This is a genomic window from Kitasatospora sp. NPDC048296, from assembly GCF_043201815.1.
Taxonomy (GTDB): Bacteria; Actinomycetota; Actinomycetes; order Streptomycetales; family Streptomycetaceae; genus Kitasatospora.
Genome location: NZ_JBICZB010000022.1, coordinates 89,352 through 109,280 on the forward strand (window position 1 = coordinate 89,352; position 19,929 = coordinate 109,280).

Annotated in this window: 21 protein-coding genes; 12 read left to right on the forward strand and 9 right to left on the reverse strand. The window is 72.4% G+C overall.

The features are described 5' to 3' along the window. Positions 1–41: 41 nt before the first annotated feature. The 4 genes from ACGF12_RS15905 to ACGF12_RS15920 all read right to left on the reverse strand — a co-directional run bounded on the left by ACGF12_RS15905 (position 42) and on the right by ACGF12_RS15920 (position 3,462). On the reverse strand, positions 42–1,856 hold the full coding sequence (locus ACGF12_RS15905) for a DUF1003 domain-containing protein (protein ID WP_393029331.1): 1,815 nt from the start codon (positions 1,854–1,856) through the stop codon (positions 42–44). 93 nt (positions 1,857–1,949) lie between these two features. After that, positions 1,950–2,165 carry a hypothetical protein gene (locus ACGF12_RS15910; protein WP_393029334.1) on the reverse strand — a complete coding sequence of 72 codons (216 nt, stop codon included), beginning with the start codon at positions 2,163–2,165 and terminating at the stop codon, positions 1,950–1,952. A 78-nt stretch (positions 2,166–2,243) separates the two neighbouring features. Then, on the reverse strand, positions 2,244–2,678 hold the full coding sequence (locus tag ACGF12_RS15915; RefSeq protein ID WP_393029336.1) for a hypothetical protein: 435 nt from the start codon (positions 2,676–2,678) through the stop codon (positions 2,244–2,246). 76 nt (positions 2,679–2,754) lie between these two features. Next, positions 2,755–3,462: a ribonuclease H gene (locus tag ACGF12_RS15920; RefSeq protein ID WP_393029339.1), complete on the reverse strand. Its 708-nt coding sequence runs from the start codon at positions 3,460–3,462 to the stop codon at positions 2,755–2,757. Positions 3,463–3,769: 307 nt separating this feature from the next. Between ACGF12_RS15920 and ACGF12_RS15925 the strand changes: the two genes are divergently transcribed. Together ACGF12_RS15925 and ACGF12_RS15930 are read left to right on the forward strand one after the other, a co-directional pair. After that, on the forward strand, positions 3,770–4,321 hold the full coding sequence (locus ACGF12_RS15925) for a YceI family protein (protein ID WP_393029342.1): 552 nt from the start codon (positions 3,770–3,772) through the stop codon (positions 4,319–4,321). A 172-nt stretch (positions 4,322–4,493) separates the two neighbouring features. Further along, a complete protein-coding gene (locus ACGF12_RS15930; protein ID WP_393029344.1) occupies positions 4,494–5,132 on the forward strand; it encodes a DUF4937 domain-containing protein in 639 nt (212 codons plus the stop codon). On the opposite strand, the gene ACGF12_RS15935 is transcribed toward ACGF12_RS15930, so the two are convergent. After that, the gene (locus ACGF12_RS15935; RefSeq protein ID WP_393029347.1) at positions 5,129–5,536 is read right to left on the reverse strand and encodes a nuclear transport factor 2 family protein; all 408 of its coding nucleotides are present in this window, start codon (positions 5,534–5,536) and stop codon (positions 5,129–5,131) included. The two genes, ACGF12_RS15930 and ACGF12_RS15935, sit on opposite strands and share 4 nt — an antisense overlap. 129 nt (positions 5,537–5,665) lie before the next feature. Here ACGF12_RS15935 and ACGF12_RS15940 point away from each other — a divergent pair, with 129 nt between their 5' ends. After that, the gene (locus ACGF12_RS15940; protein WP_393029350.1) at positions 5,666–6,496 is read left to right on the forward strand and encodes a helix-turn-helix domain-containing protein; all 831 of its coding nucleotides are present in this window, start codon (positions 5,666–5,668) and stop codon (positions 6,494–6,496) included. A 33-nt stretch (positions 6,497–6,529) separates the two neighbouring features. Here ACGF12_RS15940 and ACGF12_RS15945 read toward each other — a convergent pair whose 3' ends face one another. Continuing rightward, positions 6,530–7,603: an NAD(P)-dependent oxidoreductase gene (locus ACGF12_RS15945; protein WP_393029353.1), complete on the reverse strand. Its 1,074-nt coding sequence runs from the start codon at positions 7,601–7,603 to the stop codon at positions 6,530–6,532. A gap of 88 nt (positions 7,604–7,691) precedes the next feature. Next, positions 7,692–8,408: an SDR family oxidoreductase gene (locus ACGF12_RS15950; RefSeq protein WP_393029356.1), complete on the reverse strand. Its 717-nt coding sequence runs from the start codon at positions 8,406–8,408 to the stop codon at positions 7,692–7,694. 73 nt (positions 8,409–8,481) lie between these two features. On the opposite strand from ACGF12_RS15950, the gene ACGF12_RS15955 reads away from it, so the two are divergent. The 4 genes from ACGF12_RS15955 to ACGF12_RS15970 all read left to right on the forward strand — a co-directional run bounded on the left by ACGF12_RS15955 (position 8,482) and on the right by ACGF12_RS15970 (position 12,195). After that, positions 8,482–9,297, forward strand: coding sequence for a helix-turn-helix transcriptional regulator (locus ACGF12_RS15955; RefSeq protein ID WP_393029359.1), 816 nt, complete (start codon positions 8,482–8,484; stop codon positions 9,295–9,297). 238 nt (positions 9,298–9,535) lie between these two features. Continuing rightward, positions 9,536–10,255 (forward strand): hypothetical protein, encoded by a 720-nt coding sequence (locus ACGF12_RS15960; RefSeq protein ID WP_393029362.1) that lies wholly within the window; start codon positions 9,536–9,538, stop codon positions 10,253–10,255. Positions 10,256–10,271: 16 nt separating this feature from the next. After that, positions 10,272–10,814 carry a GNAT family N-acetyltransferase gene (locus ACGF12_RS15965; protein WP_393029365.1) on the forward strand — a complete coding sequence of 181 codons (543 nt, stop codon included), beginning with the start codon at positions 10,272–10,274 and terminating at the stop codon, positions 10,812–10,814. Between the two features lie 466 nt (positions 10,815–11,280). Then, entirely contained in the window at positions 11,281–12,195 is a 915-nt protein-coding gene (locus tag ACGF12_RS15970; protein WP_393029367.1) for a S1 family peptidase, read from the forward strand. A gap of 74 nt (positions 12,196–12,269) precedes the next feature. Here ACGF12_RS15970 and ACGF12_RS15975 read toward each other — a convergent pair whose 3' ends face one another. Further along, on the reverse strand, positions 12,270–15,437 hold the full coding sequence (locus ACGF12_RS15975) for a cytochrome P450 (RefSeq protein WP_393029370.1): 3,168 nt from the start codon (positions 15,435–15,437) through the stop codon (positions 12,270–12,272). Positions 15,438–15,603: 166 nt separating this feature from the next. Between ACGF12_RS15975 and ACGF12_RS15980 the strand changes: the two genes are divergently transcribed. From ACGF12_RS15980 to ACGF12_RS15990, 3 genes are all read left to right on the forward strand, one after another. After that, positions 15,604–16,284: a LuxR C-terminal-related transcriptional regulator gene (locus ACGF12_RS15980; RefSeq protein WP_393029373.1), complete on the forward strand. Its 681-nt coding sequence runs from the start codon at positions 15,604–15,606 to the stop codon at positions 16,282–16,284. Positions 16,285–16,499: 215 nt separating this feature from the next. Then, on the forward strand, positions 16,500–16,643 hold the full coding sequence (locus ACGF12_RS15985) for a hypothetical protein (RefSeq protein ID WP_393029376.1): 144 nt from the start codon (positions 16,500–16,502) through the stop codon (positions 16,641–16,643). A gap of 61 nt (positions 16,644–16,704) precedes the next feature. Continuing rightward, the gene (locus ACGF12_RS15990; RefSeq protein ID WP_393029379.1) at positions 16,705–17,628 is read left to right on the forward strand and encodes a hypothetical protein; all 924 of its coding nucleotides are present in this window, start codon (positions 16,705–16,707) and stop codon (positions 17,626–17,628) included. Positions 17,629–17,821: 193 nt separating this feature from the next. Here the strand turns inward: ACGF12_RS15990 and ACGF12_RS15995 are convergent, their stop codons facing one another. After that, complete coding sequence (locus ACGF12_RS15995) at positions 17,822–18,634, reverse strand: hypothetical protein (protein ID WP_393029382.1); 813 nt, start codon at positions 18,632–18,634, stop codon at positions 17,822–17,824. Positions 18,635–18,919: 285 nt separating this feature from the next. Here ACGF12_RS15995 and ACGF12_RS16000 point away from each other — a divergent pair, with 285 nt between their 5' ends. Together ACGF12_RS16000 and ACGF12_RS16005 are read left to right on the forward strand one after the other, a co-directional pair. Continuing rightward, positions 18,920–19,132 (forward strand): hypothetical protein, encoded by a 213-nt coding sequence (locus ACGF12_RS16000; protein WP_393029385.1) that lies wholly within the window; start codon positions 18,920–18,922, stop codon positions 19,130–19,132. 175 nt (positions 19,133–19,307) lie between these two features. Beyond that, a complete protein-coding gene (locus ACGF12_RS16005; protein ID WP_393029388.1) occupies positions 19,308–19,811 on the forward strand; it encodes an LURP-one-related/scramblase family protein in 504 nt (167 codons plus the stop codon). Positions 19,812–19,929: the final 118 nt, after the last annotated feature.

A 19,929-nucleotide genomic window follows, 5' to 3' on the forward strand; every position in this document is an offset into this window, starting at 1 on the left:
CGACCGGCCGACCGCCTCCACGGTCGGCCGGTCGCGTCCGTTCAACCGCGTTTGCGCAGGCCGACCTTGTCGCGCGCGGCCTCCGGCACATCGAGGTCGCTCGCCACCCGGACGGCATCCATGGCCGCGAGCTCGTTGGGCACCCGGGTGCGCGCGCCCAGGCCGAGGATGCCGCCCTCCTCGTTGGCGTCGGCGACGACGGTCGCGATCTGCAGCAGGAAGGCACGGTACTCGGCGAGTTCGTCCGGCGCGTGCTCGGCCACGATTCGGGTGGCGTCCCGGATGGTCTCCAGCGCCGGCCCCCGGTACTCGTCGTACCGGGTGTCGGGGCGCAGCCCGGTGTCGAAGGTGGAGGCCGCCGCGAGCTCACGGATGAGCCGCCGCTGGTGGGTACCGCTGGCCTCGCGCAGCAGCTTGACGATCGCGATGATCTCCTCGGGATCGGCCACGCCCTCGGCGAGGGCGACCAGGACGCCGGAGGCCATCAGGGCGCGGCCGAGGGTCGCCCAGTCCTCGGGGGTGAAGTCCAACTCCCCGACGCCGTCCGCGACGCGGCCGATCCGCACCACCTGGAAGCCGACGTCGGCCAGGATCGCGGGAATGCGGCGCACCGACTCCACCGTACGGGCGCGGGCCCGGTCGGACAGCTCCTCCCAGGGCAGGAACTCCGCCCGGCCGTCCCGCTGGCCGGGGACGGGCACCTCCGAATCGGCGCCCGTCCCGTAGCGGTGCTCGTGTTCGTGCTCCAGCCGGGCCAGCACCTCGGCCTCCTCCTCGGTGAAGTCCTCGAAGCCCCCGACGGCGTCGGAGGCCACCTGTTCGGAGGTGGGCACCATCAGGCAGCCGACCGTGGCGAGGCGTTCGCCGAGCTGCCGGGCCTGGCGCCGGTTGGCCGCCCTCAGCTCTTCGGGCAGCTCCTCCCAGGGCAGCAGGACAGGCCGGCTGCCCGGCTCCTCGCCGTCCTCGACCGCCGCCGTCAGCCGGCTCTGGTGGATGGCCCGCGCCAGGTGCCGGGTGACCTGGGCGCTGGTGTAGTCGGCCAGGCTCTCGATGATCTTCCCCTGCGCCTCCAGCCGGGCCTTCATCCGGCCGCACTCGTGCAGGACGGCCTCGGCGTCCAGCAGGGTCTGCTCGGCACGGCGGTCACCGGCCTTTCCCAGCACGTCCTGGCCGACCATGATCACGATCATGAAGATCAGCTGGGCCAGGGTGGACAGGAAGCTCATGAAGGCGAACGGGTACGGGTCGAAGGTCTGCAGCCCCAGCTGGGACATGCCGATCCAGACCACCTGCGTCACGGCCGCGAGGTAGAACGCCCACATGCTGCCCAGCCGCCCGGTCAGCCAGGCCGCGATCCGCCCGTTGACCCCGGTGACCTGGTCCAACGCCTGTGGCGGCGGCTGCACCCGGTGCCGCTGGATCCACGGGTGCCCGCTGGTCTCCAACAGGCTCACCCCGCGGCCGAGCGCCTGATCGTGCCGGTCCAGGTGCATCTGGAGGTCGGCGACCCGGGCGAAGATCGCCTCGGCGTTCTCGTAGGTCTGCACCGCCCGGCGGTCGGCGGCCTGGCCGAGCACTCGCTGGCCGACCAGGATCGCCAGGCAGAGCACCAGTTGGACCACGTTGTCGAGGAACAGCAGGAAGCCGAAGGGGTACGGGTCGACCGAGTGCAGCGGCCCCCAGGTCGCCAGCGCCATCCACCCGCCGACCACCACCAGCGTGACGTACAGGGCGGGCATCGAGCCCACCGCCCGGGTCAGCGCGGCCGCGATCGCACCGTTGAGGCCGACCTGTCCGTCCGCCATCGCCACCGGCTGCTGCCGCGGCTGGTTGATCTCCGTTCCGACTTCCCCCACACCCGCTCCTCACCATCGGTTCCGGCGCCGCCGCCGGAATCATGTTCATGATGACAGCGGTCCCACCGGTCGGCGGGCTACCGACCTCCGTTCTTAACGGTCTGTCAACGCGCTTTCCCTGCACGGTGCGTGCAGCTCCACCCGGCCGCTCCGGAGGTGGTTGCGGTGGCCGTCGGCGAACCTCAGGCGGAGGCTGCGGTCGGCCGGGGTGTCCACGACCACGGCGCTCTCGACCGTGCCGTAGGAGGAGTCGCGGTAGACCCACACCCGGTCGCCGACGTGGAACTCCGGTGTCTCGGAGACGATCATCACTCTCACCTTCCTTCCGGCCCGCTCACCGACCTGTACGGTGCGCGGCGGACCGGGGACTCAAAGGTCCACACGCCGTCACGCGCCGATCGCGGTCAGTGGCCGCGCAGCTGCGCCGGGGCCGTGGGGCTCGGGGATGAAGCCGGCGTCGAGCGTTGCCGTGCGGGGCTCGTCGGCTCCGCGGTCGCTCATGTTCTCCAGGAGGTGGGAGATGCCCCGGGGACGGCAGACGTCGTAGACCCGGGCCGTGATCCCGTCCCCGGCCCAGGGCTCGCGGTCCAGCGCCGCGCCCGGCGGCAGGGCGAGGGCGTCGTAGACGGTCTGGGTCCGGGCGTCCAGGTGCTTGGCGACGGCGGCCGGATCGGCCACGGGGTACGGCCGCCCCGCCCAGGCCTCCTGCAGCTCCACCACCGCGTCGTACCCGACCGCACCGAGGGCCGGCATCCCTGCGGCCGTGACCACCGCCACGGCTTTGCGGTGGCCCCGCCCGTCCTTCGTCCCGCGCTTCGTCATGGCCGATATCGTCCACCGCCGGGCCGGGCCGTCGCCTGAGTACCCGTACTCAGGCGACGGCGCGAAAAGACCCAGGTCAGGCGTGGGCGGCGGCGCACTCCGGGTGGCCCCAGCTACTGCCCACCTTGGTGATCTTGTCGCCCTTGGCGTACGGGCGGCTGCACGGGCAGGTGCCGGGGAAGCGGGCGTTCAGGGTGCGCGAGCCCGTCCGCTTGATGGTGCCGCCGGTGCTCCCGGTTCCGCTCGCGGCGGCGGGGCGGGTGCTGCGGGCCTTGGGGGCCTTGACGGCCGAGGCCGGGTCGGGCACCGGGAGGTCGGCGGCGGTCCCGGCGGCGGCCTGCTGGGTGCGGGCGGCGTCGCTGGCGGCCTTGTCGGCGATGGCGTTCAGCGGGTCGCCGTCCACCTGGTGGGCGGGGACGTACACGAAGGTGACGTCCCGGCCCTCAAGGAGCTCGTCGATCCGCTGGATCAGCTCGCGGTTGGCCACCGGCTTGCCCGCGGCCGTCTTCCAGCCGTTGCGCTTCCAGCCCTTGAGCCACTTGGTCACCGAGTCGCGGGTGTAGGTGCTGTCGAGCCGGACCTCCAGCGGGACGGCCGGGTCGGTGGCGGACAGCAGCTCCTGAAGCGCCGTCAGCTCGCCGATGTTGTTGGTGCTGTGCCCGAGCGGCCCGGCCTCCCAGCGCTGGGGTGCCCCGGCGCTGTCCGCGACCACGTAGGCCCAGGCCGCCGGGCCCGGGTTGCCCTTGGCTGCTCCGTCACACGCTGCAATGACTCGTTCGACCATGCCCCCGATCATGCCTGGTCAGGCGGCCGGAAACCAAAGTCGCCCGGAACCGGGCAGGGCGGCAGCGACAGGACTCCGTAGGAACCCGCCATCGGCCCTTCCTCGACCGGTCCTGCCTTCACCCATTGGCGCTAACTTGCCATGGGGGTGCCGCGCGGCGCACGAGGTGGTGGCGCGACGGGCTGGCAGGTTGCACTGACGCTCCGCAGCGTGCCTTGGCCAGGCGGAGGAGGCGCAAGCCCCGGCGTGGTCCGGGAACGCTCCGGGCGCACCACCGCCAGGACCCGGACCACCTTGGAGGCACACCATGCCCGTTTCGCTCCCCGAGCTCACCGGGGACTACGTCCTCGACCCCGCCCACACCCGGATCGGCTTCGTCGCACGCCACGCCATGGTGACCAAGGTCCGCGGCGCGTTCCACCAGTTCGAGGGCACCGCCCACCTGGACGGCGGCGACCCGTCCCGTTCGACCGCCCAGCTGGTGATCAAGTCCGAGAGCATCGACACCGGAGTCGAACAACGCGACCAGCACCTGCGCACCAACGACTTCCTCGACGCCCCCAACTACCCGGACATCACCTTCCGCACCACCTCCGTCGAGCCAGGCTCCGATGCCGAGTACCGGGTGACCGGCGATCTCACCATCAAGGACACCACCCGCCCGGTCACCATCGACTTCGAGTACACCGGCAACGCCGTCGACCCGTACGGCAACCTGCGGGTGGGCCTGGAGGGCTCGGTGACCATCAGCCGCAAGGACTTCGGCGTGACCTGGAACGCGGCACTGGAGGGCGGCGGCGTCCTGGTCGGCGACAAGGTCGTCCTGGAGTTCGACATCTCCGCGATCAAGCAGGGCTAGCGGCCCCCACCCGACGGCCCGTCGACGGCCCCGTTGGCGCACTCCGCCGACGGGGCTTCGCCGGTTCGTCCGACCTCTCCACGGCCCGGCACACCTACATCCCCGGACGGAGCACCCCGGCGACCTCCGACCGATTGATCCTCCTCCCCCCGGGCACAGCATGATGGCCCACATGTGGGGCAAGTGGATCGACTGCCGGGTGCGGCCAGGCGCACACGGGACCTTCTCCGCCGGCCAGCGCCGCTGGGCGGCGCTCGCGGACCAGACGGGGCTGGTCGGCCAGGTGGGCGGCTGGTCCCACACGGACGGCCGGGCACTCGTGCTCGCCCTCTGGGCGGACGAGGAGGCGTACGGCCGCTTCATGCGCGAACGTCATGACGCGGTCGCCACCGAGGCGGCCCAGCACAACAGTTGGAGCTCGATCCAGGTGGCCGCCGGCCCGGTGGCGCTCACCATGCCGGGCTCGGCCCCCTTCCCCACGAATGCCCTGAAGCACGCCACCCTGCTGCGCGCCGCCGACTGCGTGCTGCGCCCGGGCCGTACCGGCCACTTCCTGGAGGTCCAACGCGAGGTCTGGGCCCCCGGCATGGCAGCGGCCGGCGGCATGCTCGCGGGCACCGTCACCCGCCTCGCCGCCGACCGCTACCTGGTCACCACCCTCTGGACCTCCGCCGAGGCCCACGCTGCCTACACCGCCGACGCACTCCCCGCGCTGCGCGCCCGCGCGGACGTCCCGGCCGACGTCGAGTCGCTGACCGGGCACGTCCTGCCGCTGGAGCCTTCCTGGCAGGTCCTGCCGTCACGGACCTAGTGCTGCGGAGCAGCCTCGAAGCCCTCGGGGGCACGGTCGAGGAAGACGGTGACGGCGCTGATCCGACCGTCCTCGTCCAGCTGGACCACATCCGTCCCCTCGGCGAAGGAGGTGCCCTCACCCTCTCCCCCGCCGGTCAGCAGCTCCCACTCGACCCTGGCCCGCTGGTGGTGCACCTCGGGGGTGCGGCGCAGGCGCAGCGTGACGGCACCCAGGTGGGCGACGAACTGCCGGCGGAGGTCGATCAGCGCCTCCGCCCCGCTGAGCACGCCGACCATCGCGCGGTACTCGACGCCCTCGGTGAAGACGGCGTCCGCGAGCCGGCTCTGTTCCTCGCCGTCGGTGTTCCAGAACCGCACGTACCGGTCGAACTGCGCGAAGTCCTCAACTGCGGTGTCGGTCATGGCCGGTGTCCCTTCGTCCGGTGGTTCGGGTCGTGCTTGCGGTTCACGACTGTGCGGCCGAATCGTGCTGCCCGTCGATGACCTCCGAGGTCATTGCCCTCGCACGCGTCACCGGGCAGCCTGGACGCCATGACCACCACCACGGCCGAACCGGTCGGAGCGTTGCTGCGCGGCTGGCGCCGGCGCCGGCACCGCTCCCAGCTCGACGTGTCGATCGCCGCCGAGCTGTCCACCCGGCATCTGAGCTGCATCGAGACCGGGCGGGCCAACCCGAGCCGGGACATGATCCGGCGGTTGTGCGACGAACTCGACGTCCCCCTGCGCGAGCGCAACTCCCTCTACCTCGCCGCGGGCTTTGCTCCGGTGCACTCCGAACGCGCCTTCGACGACCTGGGCGCCGCCCGCACGGCCGTGGAGGCCGTCCTCACCGGCCACGAGCCCAACCCGGCGCTCGCGGTCAACGTCCGCTGGGAGATGCTCGCCGCGAACCGGGCGATGGCACTGTTCCTCGCCGACGTACCACCGGAGCTGACCCGACCGCCGGTCAACGTGCTGCGCGCGACCCTGCACCCCGACGGCCTCGCCCGCCGCATCCGCAACCTCGCCCAGTGGCGGGCGCACGTGCTGCGCCGTATCCGCCGCCAGCTGGAGCGCACCTCGGCGGCGGGCCTGGCCGAGCTCCTGGCCGAGTTGGAGTCCTACCCCGCCCTGTCGGCGGACGCGGGCGAGCCCGCCCCGGACGGGTCCGCCGGTGACCTGGTGGTCCCGCTGCGCCTGGCCACCGAGTACGGCGAACTCGCCCTGCTCTACACCACGACGGTCTTCGGCTCGCCCCGGGACGTGACCCTGGATGAGATCGCCATCGAGACCTTCTTCCCGGCGGACCCTCGGACGGCGGCCCTGATGCGGGCCGTCACCGCCCAGGCCCGGCCGCCGGAAGCCGCATCACCTGAGCCGTGAGAGCAGCGCGCCCCACACGTCGCCGCCGTCCGGTCAGGTCACCACCGGGACGCCGTCCGGCCGCCCCGCGAGCAGCGCCGCGATGTGGTCCGCGCAGCGCAGGGCCGCCTCGGCCATGGCGCTTCCGGTCATCCCGGCGACGTGCGGGGTGAGCAGCGCGTTGGGCAGGCCGAAGAGCGGCGAGGCGAAGGCGGCGTGCTCGTGGGCGAAGGTGTCGACGGCGGCGGCCCCCAGCGGGTGGGCCGGGTCGCGCAGGGCCTCGGCCAGGGCCTGTTCGTCGACGATGCCGCCCCGGGCGGTGTTCAGCAGGATCGATCCCGGCCGCATGAGTGCCAGCCCGGCCGGGCCGATCAGCCCCTCGGTGTCCGGGGTGAGCGGGAGGTGCAGGGACACCACGTCGCTGGTGGCGAGCAGGGCTTCGAGGGATGCCGTCCTGCGGACGGGCGTCCGGGTCGAGCGCCGCGCATAGCCCTGGACGTCCATGCCCAGGGCCCGTGCGCGCTCGGCCAGCGCCAGGCCGATCCGCCCCAGCCCGACGATGCCCAGGGTCAGCTCCGACAGCTCGACCGCAGGAGCCGTCGGTGCGCTCCAACGTCCTTGGTGCGAGGCTTCGTTGTACGACGCCAGACTCCGGGTCAGGGCCAGCAGCTGGGCCAGCGCGAATTCCGCGACGGCGTTGGCGTTGGAGCCGGGCGTGTGGGTGACGGTGACACCGTGACGGGCAGCGGCGACCAGGTCGACATGGTCGGTGCCCGCACCGGCCCGACCGATCACCCGGAGCCGATGGACCAGTGCCCGGTCGGTCGCCGCCGCGAGGAACGCGGCCCCCAACGGAACGCCCGCCCGGGACTTGAGCGCGTGATACCCGAGCCCGCCCCGAGCCACCTCACCGATCAGCGCCGACTCGTCGAACGGATCGACATCGGTGAACCCGACCCGGTCCGACCACGCTTCCGTCACACCCGCCGGGTCACTCACCCGCCGCAGGTTCAGCGTGACGGCAAGACCGTGCCCGACCAGACGCCCCAGTTCCCGATCGAGCAACTCCCCCGGAGCCGCGTCCAACAGCAGCACCCGCATCCGCCCCACAGCACTCCCCTTTTCCATGGGACGGACGCTATCCGAGGCGGAACACCTGCGACGGAGGCCCGGCCTCGCCGCCCGGCGCAGCCCATGACTGATCACCGATCGCCGATCACCAGGGCACGGACGTTCCGTCCCAGGAGAAGAAGCCTCCGGTGGGCCCGTCGTCCGGCAGCAGGGCCAGGCGGAGGGCGCCCTGCGCGGCCTCGGCCGGGTCACCGCCGGCAGCGGCGGCCCGGGGGTTGAGATCGGTGGCCCGCAGGCCGGGGGCGAGCGCATTGACCTTGAAACCGTCCTCGGCCAGTGTCTGGGCGTAGAGGACGGTGAGGGCGTTGAGGGCGGCCTTGGACGACCGGTAGGCGGCGGCGCCACCGCTTCCCGGGGTGAACTGGGGGTTGGGGTTCGTGCTCCAGGTCAGCGACGCGGTGCCGCTGGAGATGTTGACGATGCGTGGGTGCGGGGACCGGCGCAGGGCCGGCAGGACGGCATTGGTCACCGCCACCACCCCGAACACGTTGGTCTCGAACGTGCGCCGGAACTCCTCGACGCGGGTGGCGGCCGGCGGGGCGAGTGACGGCGAGATCCCGGCGTTGTTGACCAGCACGTCCAGGCGGTCCACCTGAGCCGCGGCTCGTGCGATGCCGTCGGGATCGGTCACGTCGAGGACCAGCGACCGGGCGCCGGCACCGATCTCCTCGACGGCCCGCTGTCCGCGTCCCGGGTCGCGGGCGCCCACGTACACGGTGAGGCCCTCGGCTGCGAGCAGCCGGGCGATGTGCTTGCCGATGCCCTTGTTGGCACCGGTGACGAGAGCTGTGCGATCGTTCATGGACACGACGGTCCTCTGGCGCCGCTCGCTCTGCCAGGGACAGTCCGTACCAGGCACATGGCCAGGGGGTGGCATGGCGCGGCAGGAACTGGCCCGCTTTCTGCGGGACCGTCGGGCGGGTCTGCGTCCGCACGAGGCGGGGCTGACGACGACGAACACCGCCCGCCGCACGCCGGGCCTGCGCCGCGAGGAGGTGGCGGAGCTCGCCCACATGTCGGTCGACTACTACACGCGGCTGGAGCAGGCCCGGGGAGCGCGGCCATCGGCCCGGATCCTGGACGCGCTGGCCCAGGTCCTGGGTCTCACGCCGGCCGAGCGCAGCCACCTGTTCCGGCTGGCGGGATCGACCGCGCCGCCCGGCGGCAACGCCGTGCGGCGGGTTCGCCCGCACGTCGCCCGGGTGCTGGAGCGGCTGCCGGAGACCGCTGCCATCGTCACTGACGCGGCGTACGGTGTGGCCGCCTGGAACCCCCTGGCCCAGGCACTGTTCGGCGGCGACCTCGCACGCGGGACGACGAACCTGGCCCGGCGCCGTTTCCTGGGCCGGGGGCGGATGTACGCGAGTTCCGGCGCCGAGGAGTTCGGGCACATCGTGGTGGCGCGACTGCGCCGGTCCGCCGACCGCTACCCGCACGACCCGCGGCTGACCGCCCTGCTGCGTGAACTGCAGGCCGGCAGCGAGGAGTTCCGGCAGATCTGGCAGACACATCCGGTCCACGCCCCCGGGCACCGCACCAAGACCCTGGACCACCCGGAAGCCGGCACGCTGCGGTTGAACTGCGACGTCCTGCTCGTGCCCGAGGATGACCAGGAGGTCGTCCTGATCACCGCCGACCCCGGATCACCCACCGCGCGGGCCCTGCGAACGCTGGCCAGGCCGGCGACCTGAGCCCGAGGACGCGTACAGGCCGGTCGGCGGTCGCAGCGTGCCGCGACAACGCCTTTCGCGAGGGCCGGTGCCCCCTTGACGCCGAGGCCAGCCGCCCCACCCCGCCGCGCGGGCGAGCACACCGGCCACCGGCAACCTCCACCGCTCCCACCGCCGGCCTTCACAAGCCGCCCCGACCGGCAAAGGACCCCGCCCCGCCGCCTCCTGCCCACCCCCTGACCTGGCAGGATCTCCCGCCATGACGCGAATCGAGACACCGCCGCCCGGCCCCGGGGCCAGACCTCCCGGCGGCCGCAGCGGCCGCGCCGGCCGGGGCAGCCAGGGCGGGAGGAACGACGTCCCCTGGCCGAAGCGTCCGCTGCGGACCGCCCTGTGGATCCCGGCCGCCGCCGTGCTGCTGCCGCTCGGCGGGGCGTTGGGGGCCTTCGGCCTGTGGTTCCTGGTCCCGTCGCTGTTGCTGGTCATCACCGGGCTGGTCGGCCTGCTCTACGCCCTGGTGAGTCTGTGCCAGTCCGGCCCCCTACGGCTCGTGGCGCTGGCACTGCTGCTCGCGCCGCTGATCGGAGTCCCGCTGCTCAGCGTGAACTCCGCGCAGGCCGCCGTGTTGTCGATGCGCGGCGTGGCCCACCCCGGCACGGTCACCGACGTCCGGGTGAGTCACGGCAAGACCACCACGTACTCCTGCGCGGTGCGCTACGAGGACGCGCCGGGCCGCAGCGGGTCCGTGAGGTGCGGGGCGGGCGACAGCGCGGGCGAGCGGGTCAGCGTCACCGAGGACCCGGGCGGCCTGGTGGACCCGGAGTTCACCGACCAGGCCGCCAACCCCCGGTTCGATCTCGCCCTGGACGGCCTCGCCGACCTGACGCTGCTGGTCATCGCCACCGTCGTGGCCGCGGTCGGCGCCCTGCTGCACCGGCTGAAGGTCCGCCGTAATCCTGTTGCCGGGGCGACGGGGTAACGGCGATCCTCCACAGATGGAGCTAGCAGAGCAGGAAATCCCGTTGGGTGAGGTGACGCTGCGCCGTTTCCGCGGCGAGACGGACCTCCCCGAGTTCTTCCGGGTCATCGAGGAGTCGCTGGAGCACTTGCGGCCGTTCATGCCGTGGGTCGCCGAGCACAGCCTGGCGAAGACCACCGAGTTCCTGGCCGAGCGGCCGGAGCTGTGGGAGAGCGGCAAGGACTTCACCTACGCGATCCTGCTGGACGGCGCGATCGTCGGCGCCTGCGGGCTGTTCCGACGTGACGACACCCCGGAGAACGGCCGGGAGATCGGCTACTGGCTGCACCCCGCCGCGACCGGCCGCGGGATCGCCACTCGCACCGCCGGGGCGCTGACCGAGCAGGCCTTCCGGCTGCCCGGCGTGGACTTCGTCGAGATCGTGCACGACCCGGCCAACCACGCGAGCGCCGCCGTCCCGGCCCGCCTCGGCTTCACCGAGCACCGACGTCGCCCCGCCGAGGCCCTCGCCCCGGCCGAAACCGGCGAGGAGTTGGTCTGGCGGCTGGACCGCAGCTGACGGAGCGGACCCGACGGTCCGTCGCCGTGGGGGAATGCGCGCGGACCGCCGGGCGGCGCCCGGCCGGACGGGACGATCCGGCCGGGCGCCGTGGGAACGAACGCGGCCGGAGACCCTCATCTCCGCGCGGAGCGCCCCATCTCGAACCCCGCGTTCCGGCCGCGCACCTCTGCCACGGCGTCGCGCGTTCGTTCCCATGCCCAGGAGACCGTCCACCGCCCAGGGCGATAACACTTTCTTCGGATGCTTCCGGCGTTTCCCGCCGACCGGTGACGCGCGGGTCCCCCGACACCTGGTCAGGAAGCTTGTACCGAACGGTCCGTTTCCTCATACTTCCGGACAGCGCCTGTCAGGGGCAGATCATCCTCCGTGCTTCCGGACAGCACCGGCAGGTGTCCGCCCATCTCCTGACCGCGCCTCACGGCCCCCAGCCCCTCAGGGGCCTCTCACTCCCAGGAGGAGATCGGTGAGGACCATGCGCAGGACCCCCCGCACCGGCACCAAGCGCCGCAGCCGGCTGCTCGCCGTGACCCTCGGCCTGCTGACCGCCACCGCGGTCGCCGCGCCGGACGCCACAGCCGCCCCCGCCCCTGTCCCCGCCCACACCGCCCACACCGCCCACACCGCCGCAGCCGAACAGCTCGCGGCCGTCAGCGACGCCGTCCTCAACGCCGAGGTCGACGGGACGGCCTGGTACGTCGACCAGGACGCCGGCCGCGTCGTGGTGACCGCCGACAGCACCGTGTCCCCCGCCGGGCTCGCCAAGCTCATGCGCGCCGCCGGCCCCACCGCCGACACCCTGACCATCCACCGCGTCGCCGGGGCGTTCACCCCGCTGCTCGCCGCGGGCGACGCCATTTACGGCGACAAGTACCGCTGCTCGCTCGGTTTCAACGTGTCGAGCGGGAGCACCCACTACGTCCTCACCGCCGGCCACTGCGGGAACGTCGCCGGCACCTGGTACACCGACAAGGACCACACCACGCTGATCGGGCCGACCGTCAGCTCCACCTTCCCGGACCACGACTACGCGCTGGTCCGGTACGACAACAACGCACTGGAGCACCCCGGCGGCTTCACCTCCGCCCCGAACGCCTACGTCGGCGAGCAGGTCACCCGCACCGGCTCGACCAGCGGCACCCACACCGGCACGGTCACCGGACTCAACGCCACCGTGCGCTACACCGGCGGCGACACCGTCCGCGGCCTGATCCAGACCGACGTCTGCGCCGAGCCCGGCGACTCGGGCGGCCCGCTGTACGAGGGCGGCAAGGCGCTCGGCGTCACCTCCGGCGGCAGCGGCGACTGCACCGTGGGCGGGACGACCTTCTACCAGCCGGTCAACGCGGCGCTCGCCAAGTACCGGGTGAACGTGTACTGACTCCCAGGGCCCGCGCCGGACCAGGCCCGGGAGCCGTCCGCCCGCCGCACCACGCGGCGGGCGGACGACCCGTTTCAGCCCGCGTACACGTCCTCGACGTAGCGGCCGCCCTCGACCAGCCCCTGCAGCCAGTCCCGCGCCTGCTGCTCGTCCGCCCCGGGCGTGCGCTGCCGGTAGAGCGCCCGGAACGCGTCCCGCACGCCCGGCGCCATCCGGGCGCCGTCGCCGCACGCGTACACCTTGGCGCCGGCCGCGAGCAGCTCCCAGACCTCCGCCGCCTCGACGGCGATGCGGTCCTGGACGAAGCGCTGCCCGTCCACCGGCCGCTCGCTGAACGCGGCCCGCATCGAGACCGCGCCGGTCCGCTGGGCCGCCTCCAGTTCGGCCCGGTGCAGGTAGTCCGCCTCCGGGTCGTCGCAGCCGAAGTACAGCAGCGCCGGGGCGAGTTCCGCCCCGCCGTCGAGGAGCGCGCACCGATCGGCGACGGCCCCGCGGAAGGGCGCCAGGCCGGTACCGGCCGCGATCATGATCACCGGGGTGTCGTGGCCGATCCGGAACACCTCCCGGCACGGCTGCACCCGGGCCCGCACGGTGTCCCCGACCGCCACCCGGTCGAGGTAGCCGGAGCCGGTGCCCCGGAAGGTCCCCCGGCCCGAGCGGGCCGGCGCGCTCAGCACCGAGACCATCAGGTCGACCCGGCCCGCGTCGCCGGCGGGCGAGGAGGAGATCGAGTAGTGCCGCGGCCGGATCGACGGCAGCAGCTCCAGCAGCACCGGCCAGCTCAGCCGCTCCCGCAGCGCCGAGTGGTCCTCGATCAGGTCCAGCAGGGTGCGCGGGTCGTCCGCGGGCAGCGCCCGCAGGGCGGCCTGCTCGGGCGGGCAGGGGTTGATCCCGGCCAGTACGGCGCACTGCCCGGCGGTCGGGCGGTCCTGCAACTCGACGTGGTGGGTGAGCAGTTCGCGCACCGTCAGCGGGCGGTCCACGGCCAGGCCGGTGCGCCGGTGCGCCACGACGGAGAGCACCGTGTCGAGCTCGGCGCCGAACAGCTTGGCGGCGCGCTCGACCAGCTCCGGGTCGTTGGCCGGGAGCACGGTGAGGTGGTCGGCGGTCCGGTACTCCACCCCCTCCGGCAGGGCCAGCCGGACCAGCCGCTTGACCCGGTGGTAGTCGGGGTCGGTCAGGCTGCCGACGGCGGTGACGGTCAGCTCGCCCATGCCGTGCCGGGCGGCCAGCGCGTCCAGCGGGCCGCCCACCAGCTCGGTCACCGTGTAGGCGGCCTCCTCCTGCCGCACCGCCGGGGCGTCCGCGTCCCCGTAGCGCTCCAGCAGGGCGACACCCAGCGCCTCGGTGAACGCCCGGACGGTACCGGCCAGGTCGCCGGAGGCGTCGGCCTCGGCGCGGGCGAGCAGCCGGGTGCCGCCGAGGGCGGCGAGCCGGTCGTCGATCAGGGCGGGGATGCGCTGGTAGGTGGCGGCGTAGGTGCGGTCACCGATGCCGAGCACCGCGTACTCGACGCCGTCCGCGCTCCGCCCCTCCTCCTGGAGGCGGCGGACGAACACGGCCGCGTCGTCGGTCGGCTGCCCGTTGTAGGAGGCCGCGGTGATCACCACCGGCCGGTCGGTGGGCAGCCCGTCCGCGTAGGCGTCCAGCGGGGCGACCTCGGTGGCGCAGCCGAGTTCGCCGGCGACGTCCGCGAGTTGGCGCGAGAACTCGCGGCAGGCGCCGTAGTTGGAGCCGTGCAAAAGCAGCAGCCCGGTGCCCTGGCGGACCCGGCCGGGCAGCTCGGAGCGTTCGGCGGGGCCCGCACTCCGGACCGGCTGCGCCACCGGCGCGGGGGTGCGCGGGGCGAGGGCGAGGGTGAACCCGTCGGGCTTGATGGTGAGGGTCTGCTTGAGGGTCAGCCGGTAGTCGGTGTGGTCGATCAGCCGGTAGCGGTGGACCAGCATGGCCAGCAGCATGGTGGCCTCGTGCAGCGCGAACTGCCGCCCGATGCAGGCGCGTTCGCCGGTACCGAAGGGCTTGAAGGCGTGCGGCGAGCGCGCCTCCTCCCGCTCGGGGTCGAACCGGGACGGGTCGAACAGCTCCGGGTTGTCGCCCCAGGCCGGGTCGCGGTGCAGCATCGGGGTCACCACGAAGATCGGCTGCCCGGGGCGGACCGGGATCCGCCCGCCGAGCAGGGTCTCCTCGCGCGCCTCCCGGCTGAACTGGGGTGCCGTCGGCCACAGCCGCAGCGCCTCGTTGAGCACCTGGCGGGTGCGGCGCAGCCGTCCGACGTCCTCGTACGAGGGCTCCGGGTCGGCCTGGTCGCCCCAGAGCGCGTCCACCTCCCGCTGGAGGCGCCGGAGTTCGGAGGGGTGCTTGGACAGGTAGTACAGCGCGAAGGAGAGCGCGCCCGAGGTGGTCTCGTGACCGGCGATCAGGAAGGTGATCACCTGGTTGCGGATGTTCTCGATGTCCAGCCGGGTGCCGTCGACGGGGTGCACCGCACCCAGCATCAGCCCGAGCAGGTCCTCGGCCGGGCCCTGCTCGCCGCTTTCGGCGCGGGCGGTGATCACCTCGTCCACCACCCCGGCCAGGTAGTCGGCGTCGGCGCGGAACGCGGCGTCGCGCTCGCTGTGGTCGAGCTCCGGGTCACGGGTGAGCTTGGTCATCGCCCACTCCAGACAGCGCACCATCGCCTCGACGAACGGGTGCAGGTCGTCCCGTTCGAAGGAGCCGAAGTCGAAGCCGAACCCGGCCAGCCCGATGGTGTCCAGGGTCATCCTGGTCATGGCGTCGGGCACGTCCACCGTCAGCCCGGCGGCCGCACGGCGGTCCCAGGAACCGATCAGCCGGCGGGCCACCCGCAGCATCACCGGGTGGTAGGTGCGCATCGAGCCGAGCGCGAAGGCGGGCATCAGGATGTCGTGCGCCCGGGCCCAGTTGGGCTCCTCGTTGTAGGCGGTGAACAGGCCGTCGCCGGTGAACTCGCGGACGTTCTCCAGCGCCGGGCCGATGGCCTTGCGGAACCGGTCCTCGTCCGCCAGCTCCTCCACCAGCTCCAGGCTGCTGACCATCACGGTGTCCCGTCCGTGCAACCGCTGGACGAAGGCCGGGCCATGCTCTCTGACCAGCTCGACGGTCCGCAGCACGGGGGTGGAGACCGGCGGCAGCGCGGAGATGTCCACCAGGGGGACGTTCTGGGCCCGGGCCGGCGCCGCGGTCGGTGGAGTCGGCACGGCATCGGTCGTGGTCTCGGTCATCGCTTGGTCCCTCCCAAGGAAAGTTCTCGACTCCTCCACTCTGCGCCCCCGGGACATGCGCACGGCAACGATCACTACATGATTGTGTAGTGGCAGCGGCATCCGAAGACTTGCCCACGACCCGTCAGATCTGATGCGGGCGGCTGCCGCGGGAGGAGAGCGGAGCATGCGACCGACCGACGGCTGCGGTCCGGCGCCGGGCACCCGGCTGGACGCCGCGGTGATCTGGCGCAACCGGGCGCTGCGTCTGCTGGACCATGTGCCGCTGCCCATCGCCGTGGTGGCGTGGGGTGGCGGGATCCTGATCGTCAACCGCGCGATGGCGGCCGAATTCGGCATGCTGCCGGGGCAGTTGCGCAGCCGTCGGATCCTGGAGTTCTTCACCCTGCGGGACAGCGCCACCCTGCAGGCGCTCGCCGAGGCCGTCCGGCTGCACCGCCGCTCGCAGTACCCGGCCCGGGTGTCCTGGCGGCCTTCCGGCGGCGGCGAGCGCCACGGCGAGATGACCGTCGACCTGGTCAGCGACACCCCGGAGCAGACCCCGAACCTGTTGCTCTCGTTGCGCGCCCTCGACGAACCCGCCGTTCGGCCCGCTCCGCCGGCGCCCGACCCGAGCGCCGCGGTCAGTCCGATCGAGGCCCGCATCCTCGCCGCGGCCGCCCGGGGCGCCACCACCGCCCGGATCGCCAAGGAGATCGGGCTCACCGCGGACGGCGTCAACTACCACCTCGCCCGGCTCACCCGCCGCTGGCAACTGCCCAACCGCACCGCCCTGGTGGCCCGCGCCTACGCCCTGGGCGTCCTCACCCCCGGCGCCTGGCCCCCGAAGGTGGCCAGGCCTCGGTGACGCGCGGGGCGGTCAGAGCAGCTCGGGGTCGATCGCGACACGGCGTTCGCGTGGGTGTCGGTGACGTAGCTGCGACGGCTGTCCGGGAACACTCCCACCACCCAGGGACCACCGCCGACGGTGACGCTCCTCGTCACCTGGCCTGGAGCCGCGGTGGCAGCGCCGGTCAAAGTGCACAGGATGACTGACCAGTGGGCCGCGCGACGGCTCTAACGATGACGACCTCGTCCGGGAGGACCTGGGCCCTGGACCTGCTGCGCGGCATTGATCTGCCCATCGACCCCGAGGGCGGCTACCTGCACGACGACGAGCAGGTGCGAGCGCGGCTTGGCCAGTTGAGGAGACGCCGGGCAAGCTGATCACCACACCATCGGATCTCGACCGGCTAGTCTCTGGTGATCGAATTCCTTGGGGGGAACCGTGCTGGTCGTCATCGCCTTTCTGCTGGGCTGTCTGCTCACCGCGCTGATCCTCCGTCGGCCCGTCGATCTGGCCGCCAAGGCCCCCAAGGCCGCCGCCCGAGCAGCCGAACGGTCGGCAGCCGACGCAGCCTCAACGGCCGTCGATCCCCGGGCCGGTGACGTGTGGAGGAGCAGGCCGCCCGCGCTGGCGCGGACGCCGCGGTTCAAGCGAAGCGCCGTCGTCGGCGCCGTCCCCCAGGACGCCGTGCCGCCGCTGCCGGAGCTCTCGCGCCGTGGCCCGTTCACCTACCGCGGCATGCAGGACGGGGTGAAGGAGACCGAGGAGGTGTTCGCCATCGGCTGGCCCGAGCCCGGAACCGCCGCAGTGGCCGAGGTCGCGGTGCGGGCCACCAGGCAGGCCTTCCTCTCGATCTCGCCGCTCACCAGGACCGCGAACCGGGTGCGGACCCACGACCGGCTGACCGGTGGGTGGGCCGTCGTGCACAAGTCCCTGGGCCTGGTGACCCGCGATGTGACGCACCTGCGGGTGAACGGTCGTGGCGGGCGGCGCGAGTGGGCTGTGCGGCTGCTGAGCCCGGCGGAGGTCGAGAGCCTGCCACCGACGCGTTCGGGACAGGGCAGCACCGTGTTCGCCGTCCGGGACGAGACGCCCGTGGAGCTGGTGGCCGAGGTCGCGTCGAACGACTGGTCGGTGACCTTCGCCTGCGGCTGCTGGTCCGTCGGGCCGTGCGACTGCCCGGTGCCAGCGGTCTGGTCCGGCTATCCGAACCGGACGATCGCCGCCACCGGCACCACCACCGAACGGACCACCAGCGTGCTCGCCGTCCCGCGCCCCGGCCTGATCGTTGTCCGGGTCGCCGCCGAGACCGACACATGGCAACTGCGCCTGCGCGCCGTCGGCTCCGAGCCCGCGGACAACTGATGGCGCAGCCGCGGTCGTTCGAGTGCAGGTCGCCGTGCAGCTCGCGGGTCTGGACGGCCTGGTTCGGATGCCCGGTGGCTGCCGACCGGATCAGCCACCACGCCTCCACACATTGGACGGGATGTCAGTCCCCATCCGATCGGCCCCAGCCTCAGCCCGGGCGGGAACCCGGTGAACCTGTGCGGTCAGAGCACTAAGGTGTCGGGAAGAAGAGGCTGAGGACGTCCTCACGGGCGAACAGTTTCCTCACGTCACCTGTGGTCGGATCGGACGCCGCTCCGGGCTTCGGCAGGACCACGGCCACCGCGTACGGTGCGTTGGCCTCGCCCAGGACGGACGGCCGGGCGGGACTCAGCAGATGGCTCGTCGCCGCACGGAGTTCCTTGGCGGCCCGCAGCCCCGCGACCAGGTCGAGGGAGTCCAGGATCAGGACGGCGACCGAGATGTCGACGCCGTACGCATTCACCGGATCGGCCGGATCGAATACCGGTGGCGCGCACAGCCGGATCTCGGCAACCAGGTCTTGATAGGCGTCACGGAGGTCCTCGACCGTCGCCAGCCGATGACGTTTCATGAATTCGTCGAGGTCAAGGAAAGGGACCTGGGTGCGGAAATCATCCAGTGTGCCGATGTTGTCGACCAGGCGCGTCACCGTCGACTCCACTCCACCTGGGTCGACCTCGGCGACCAGATCGACCCGGATGCGGGCGAGGATGTCGACCCAGATCGGATCCCGGGCGAGCGAGAGTCTCGGATCCGCCTGGGTGTCGCTCGGCACGATCCGGCTCAGATCACCTTCGATGCGCCGGGGCGGGAAGAACGGGACCTGGAGCGTGACGTCGCCGACCGTGATGTCCTGGATCCTGTCGATTCTGGCGAAGTCGAGGTCGTTGACCGCGCCGATCAGCGTCTGGATTCCGGTGGTGTCGCCCTGCGGGGACAGCGCGGACTTGAGGGTGCCGGCATCACCCAGGGCGAGCAGAACCGTATCGGAAAACCTGACCATTCCCTCCCCTTTCTCCTGCCGCCCGGGACCGGTCGGACATTCGAGGACAGATCCAAGTTAAGCAGGATCAAGGATGTACACAAGCCATTTAACGGCGGATGTCGCGGCGCGCGAAAATGGGATTAATTCATCGTCCTTTATGCGACGTCCCGCTGTGTCAATATCGGCCGCACCTGACCCGGCAGTACCGCGTTGCTCCGGAGACCGCCGGACAACCGCCCGCACGGCCCTCGAACGGACCCTCCCGACTCGCGGCCGTCCCTGGCGTGTGCTGCTGTGAAACACATGATCACTTCATCGCCGGCCCGGCCGGCCGTCCTGCTCGCCGCCGCCGTCCTCGTCCTCGCCGGTTCCGCACCCGCCTGGGCGCTCCCGCACGACGTCACCGCCGAACAGTGCCAGGCGGCCGGCGGCACCGTGCAGGGCGGCGGCTACTGCGTGGGCGCCGTCGGCGAGGACGAGTGGGGGGCGGACATCGACGGGCAGGGCATCGCCTAGCTCCGCGTCCCCCCGATCCACGTCACCCGGCTCCACGTCACCGTGGTGTAGGGGGAATGTCGCAGACCGGTAAAAGCAGTACCCCCTCCCCCTCCCCCTCGCTGACCAGCCGCTACGCTCTGGGCCGCGCCGGGCCGCAGGGCCGGCGGAAACGATCTACCACGGGGGAACCGCTGTGCGTTACCTGGTCCGCGACCGCATGTTCGCCTTCCACGAGGAGGCCTGGATCGAGACGGAGCACCGGGAGAAGCTCTACCGCGTCAACCGGAAGTTCTTCCGGCTGCGCCGCACCTTCGCCCTGGTCGACACCCGCGGCGAGCACGTCGCGAGCATCGTCCGCAAGGCCTTCACGATCCACCACACCCTGCTGATCAAGCAGGACGGCCAGCCGGCCGCCAAGATCAGCAAGAAGATGTTCACGCTCTTCGGCGACCGCTTCAAGGTCCGCCTCCAGGACGGCCGCCGGCTGAAGGTCAACGGCAACCTCTGGGACCGCGAGTTCGACATCCAGCACGAGGGCACCACCCTGGCCCACATATCCCGACGCTGGTTCACCGTCCGCGACGCCTACGCCGTGGACGTCCTCAGCCAGCAGGACGCGCTCCTGCTGGTCATCCTCGCGGTCTGCGTCGACCACGTCCTCCAGGACGCCAAGGGCGACCAGCTCACCAACCTCTGAGCGCCGGAAGCCCCCCGGCCACCCTTAGGTTCTAGCGGTCGTCGCAACACCCCAGCGCAAGGGGTGCGATGGACTTCAAGATCCGCAAGAACCGGACGGTGGGGCAGGGACCGAAGAA

Bases quoted from the DNA above. Each gene is read 5' to 3' on its own strand.
- ACGF12_RS15910 (WP_393029334.1), bottom strand. From the start codon at position 2,165: ATGATCGTCTCCGAGACACCGGAGTTCCACGTCGGCGACCGGGTGTGG.
- ACGF12_RS15915 (WP_393029336.1), bottom strand. From the start codon at position 2,678: ATGACGAAGCGCGGGACGAAGGACGGGCGGGGCCACCGCAAAGCCGTG.
- ACGF12_RS15920 (WP_393029339.1), bottom strand. From the start codon at position 3,462: ATGGTCGAACGAGTCATTGCAGCGTGTGACGGAGCAGCCAAGGGCAAC.
- ACGF12_RS15925 (WP_393029342.1), top strand. From the start codon at position 3,770: ATGCCCGTTTCGCTCCCCGAGCTCACCGGGGACTACGTCCTCGACCCC.
- ACGF12_RS15930 (WP_393029344.1), top strand. From the start codon at position 4,494: ATGTGGGGCAAGTGGATCGACTGCCGGGTGCGGCCAGGCGCACACGGG.
- ACGF12_RS15935 (WP_393029347.1), bottom strand. From the start codon at position 5,536: ATGACCGACACCGCAGTTGAGGACTTCGCGCAGTTCGACCGGTACGTG.
- ACGF12_RS15940 (WP_393029350.1), top strand. From the start codon at position 5,666: ATGACCACCACCACGGCCGAACCGGTCGGAGCGTTGCTGCGCGGCTGG.
- ACGF12_RS15945 (WP_393029353.1), bottom strand. From the start codon at position 7,603: ATGGAAAAGGGGAGTGCTGTGGGGCGGATGCGGGTGCTGCTGTTGGAC.
- ACGF12_RS15950 (WP_393029356.1), bottom strand. From the start codon at position 8,408: ATGAACGATCGCACAGCTCTCGTCACCGGTGCCAACAAGGGCATCGGC.
- ACGF12_RS15955 (WP_393029359.1), top strand. From the start codon at position 8,482: ATGGCGCGGCAGGAACTGGCCCGCTTTCTGCGGGACCGTCGGGCGGGT.
- ACGF12_RS15960 (WP_393029362.1), top strand. From the start codon at position 9,536: ATGACGCGAATCGAGACACCGCCGCCCGGCCCCGGGGCCAGACCTCCC.
- ACGF12_RS15965 (WP_393029365.1), top strand. From the start codon at position 10,272: ATGGAGCTAGCAGAGCAGGAAATCCCGTTGGGTGAGGTGACGCTGCGC.
- ACGF12_RS15975 (WP_393029370.1), bottom strand. From the start codon at position 15,437: ATGACCGAGACCACGACCGATGCCGTGCCGACTCCACCGACCGCGGCG.
- ACGF12_RS15980 (WP_393029373.1), top strand. From the start codon at position 15,604: ATGCGACCGACCGACGGCTGCGGTCCGGCGCCGGGCACCCGGCTGGAC.
- ACGF12_RS15985 (WP_393029376.1), top strand. From the start codon at position 16,500: ATGACGACCTCGTCCGGGAGGACCTGGGCCCTGGACCTGCTGCGCGGC.
- ACGF12_RS15995 (WP_393029382.1), bottom strand. From the start codon at position 18,634: ATGGTCAGGTTTTCCGATACGGTTCTGCTCGCCCTGGGTGATGCCGGC.
- ACGF12_RS16000 (WP_393029385.1), top strand. From the start codon at position 18,920: ATGATCACTTCATCGCCGGCCCGGCCGGCCGTCCTGCTCGCCGCCGCC.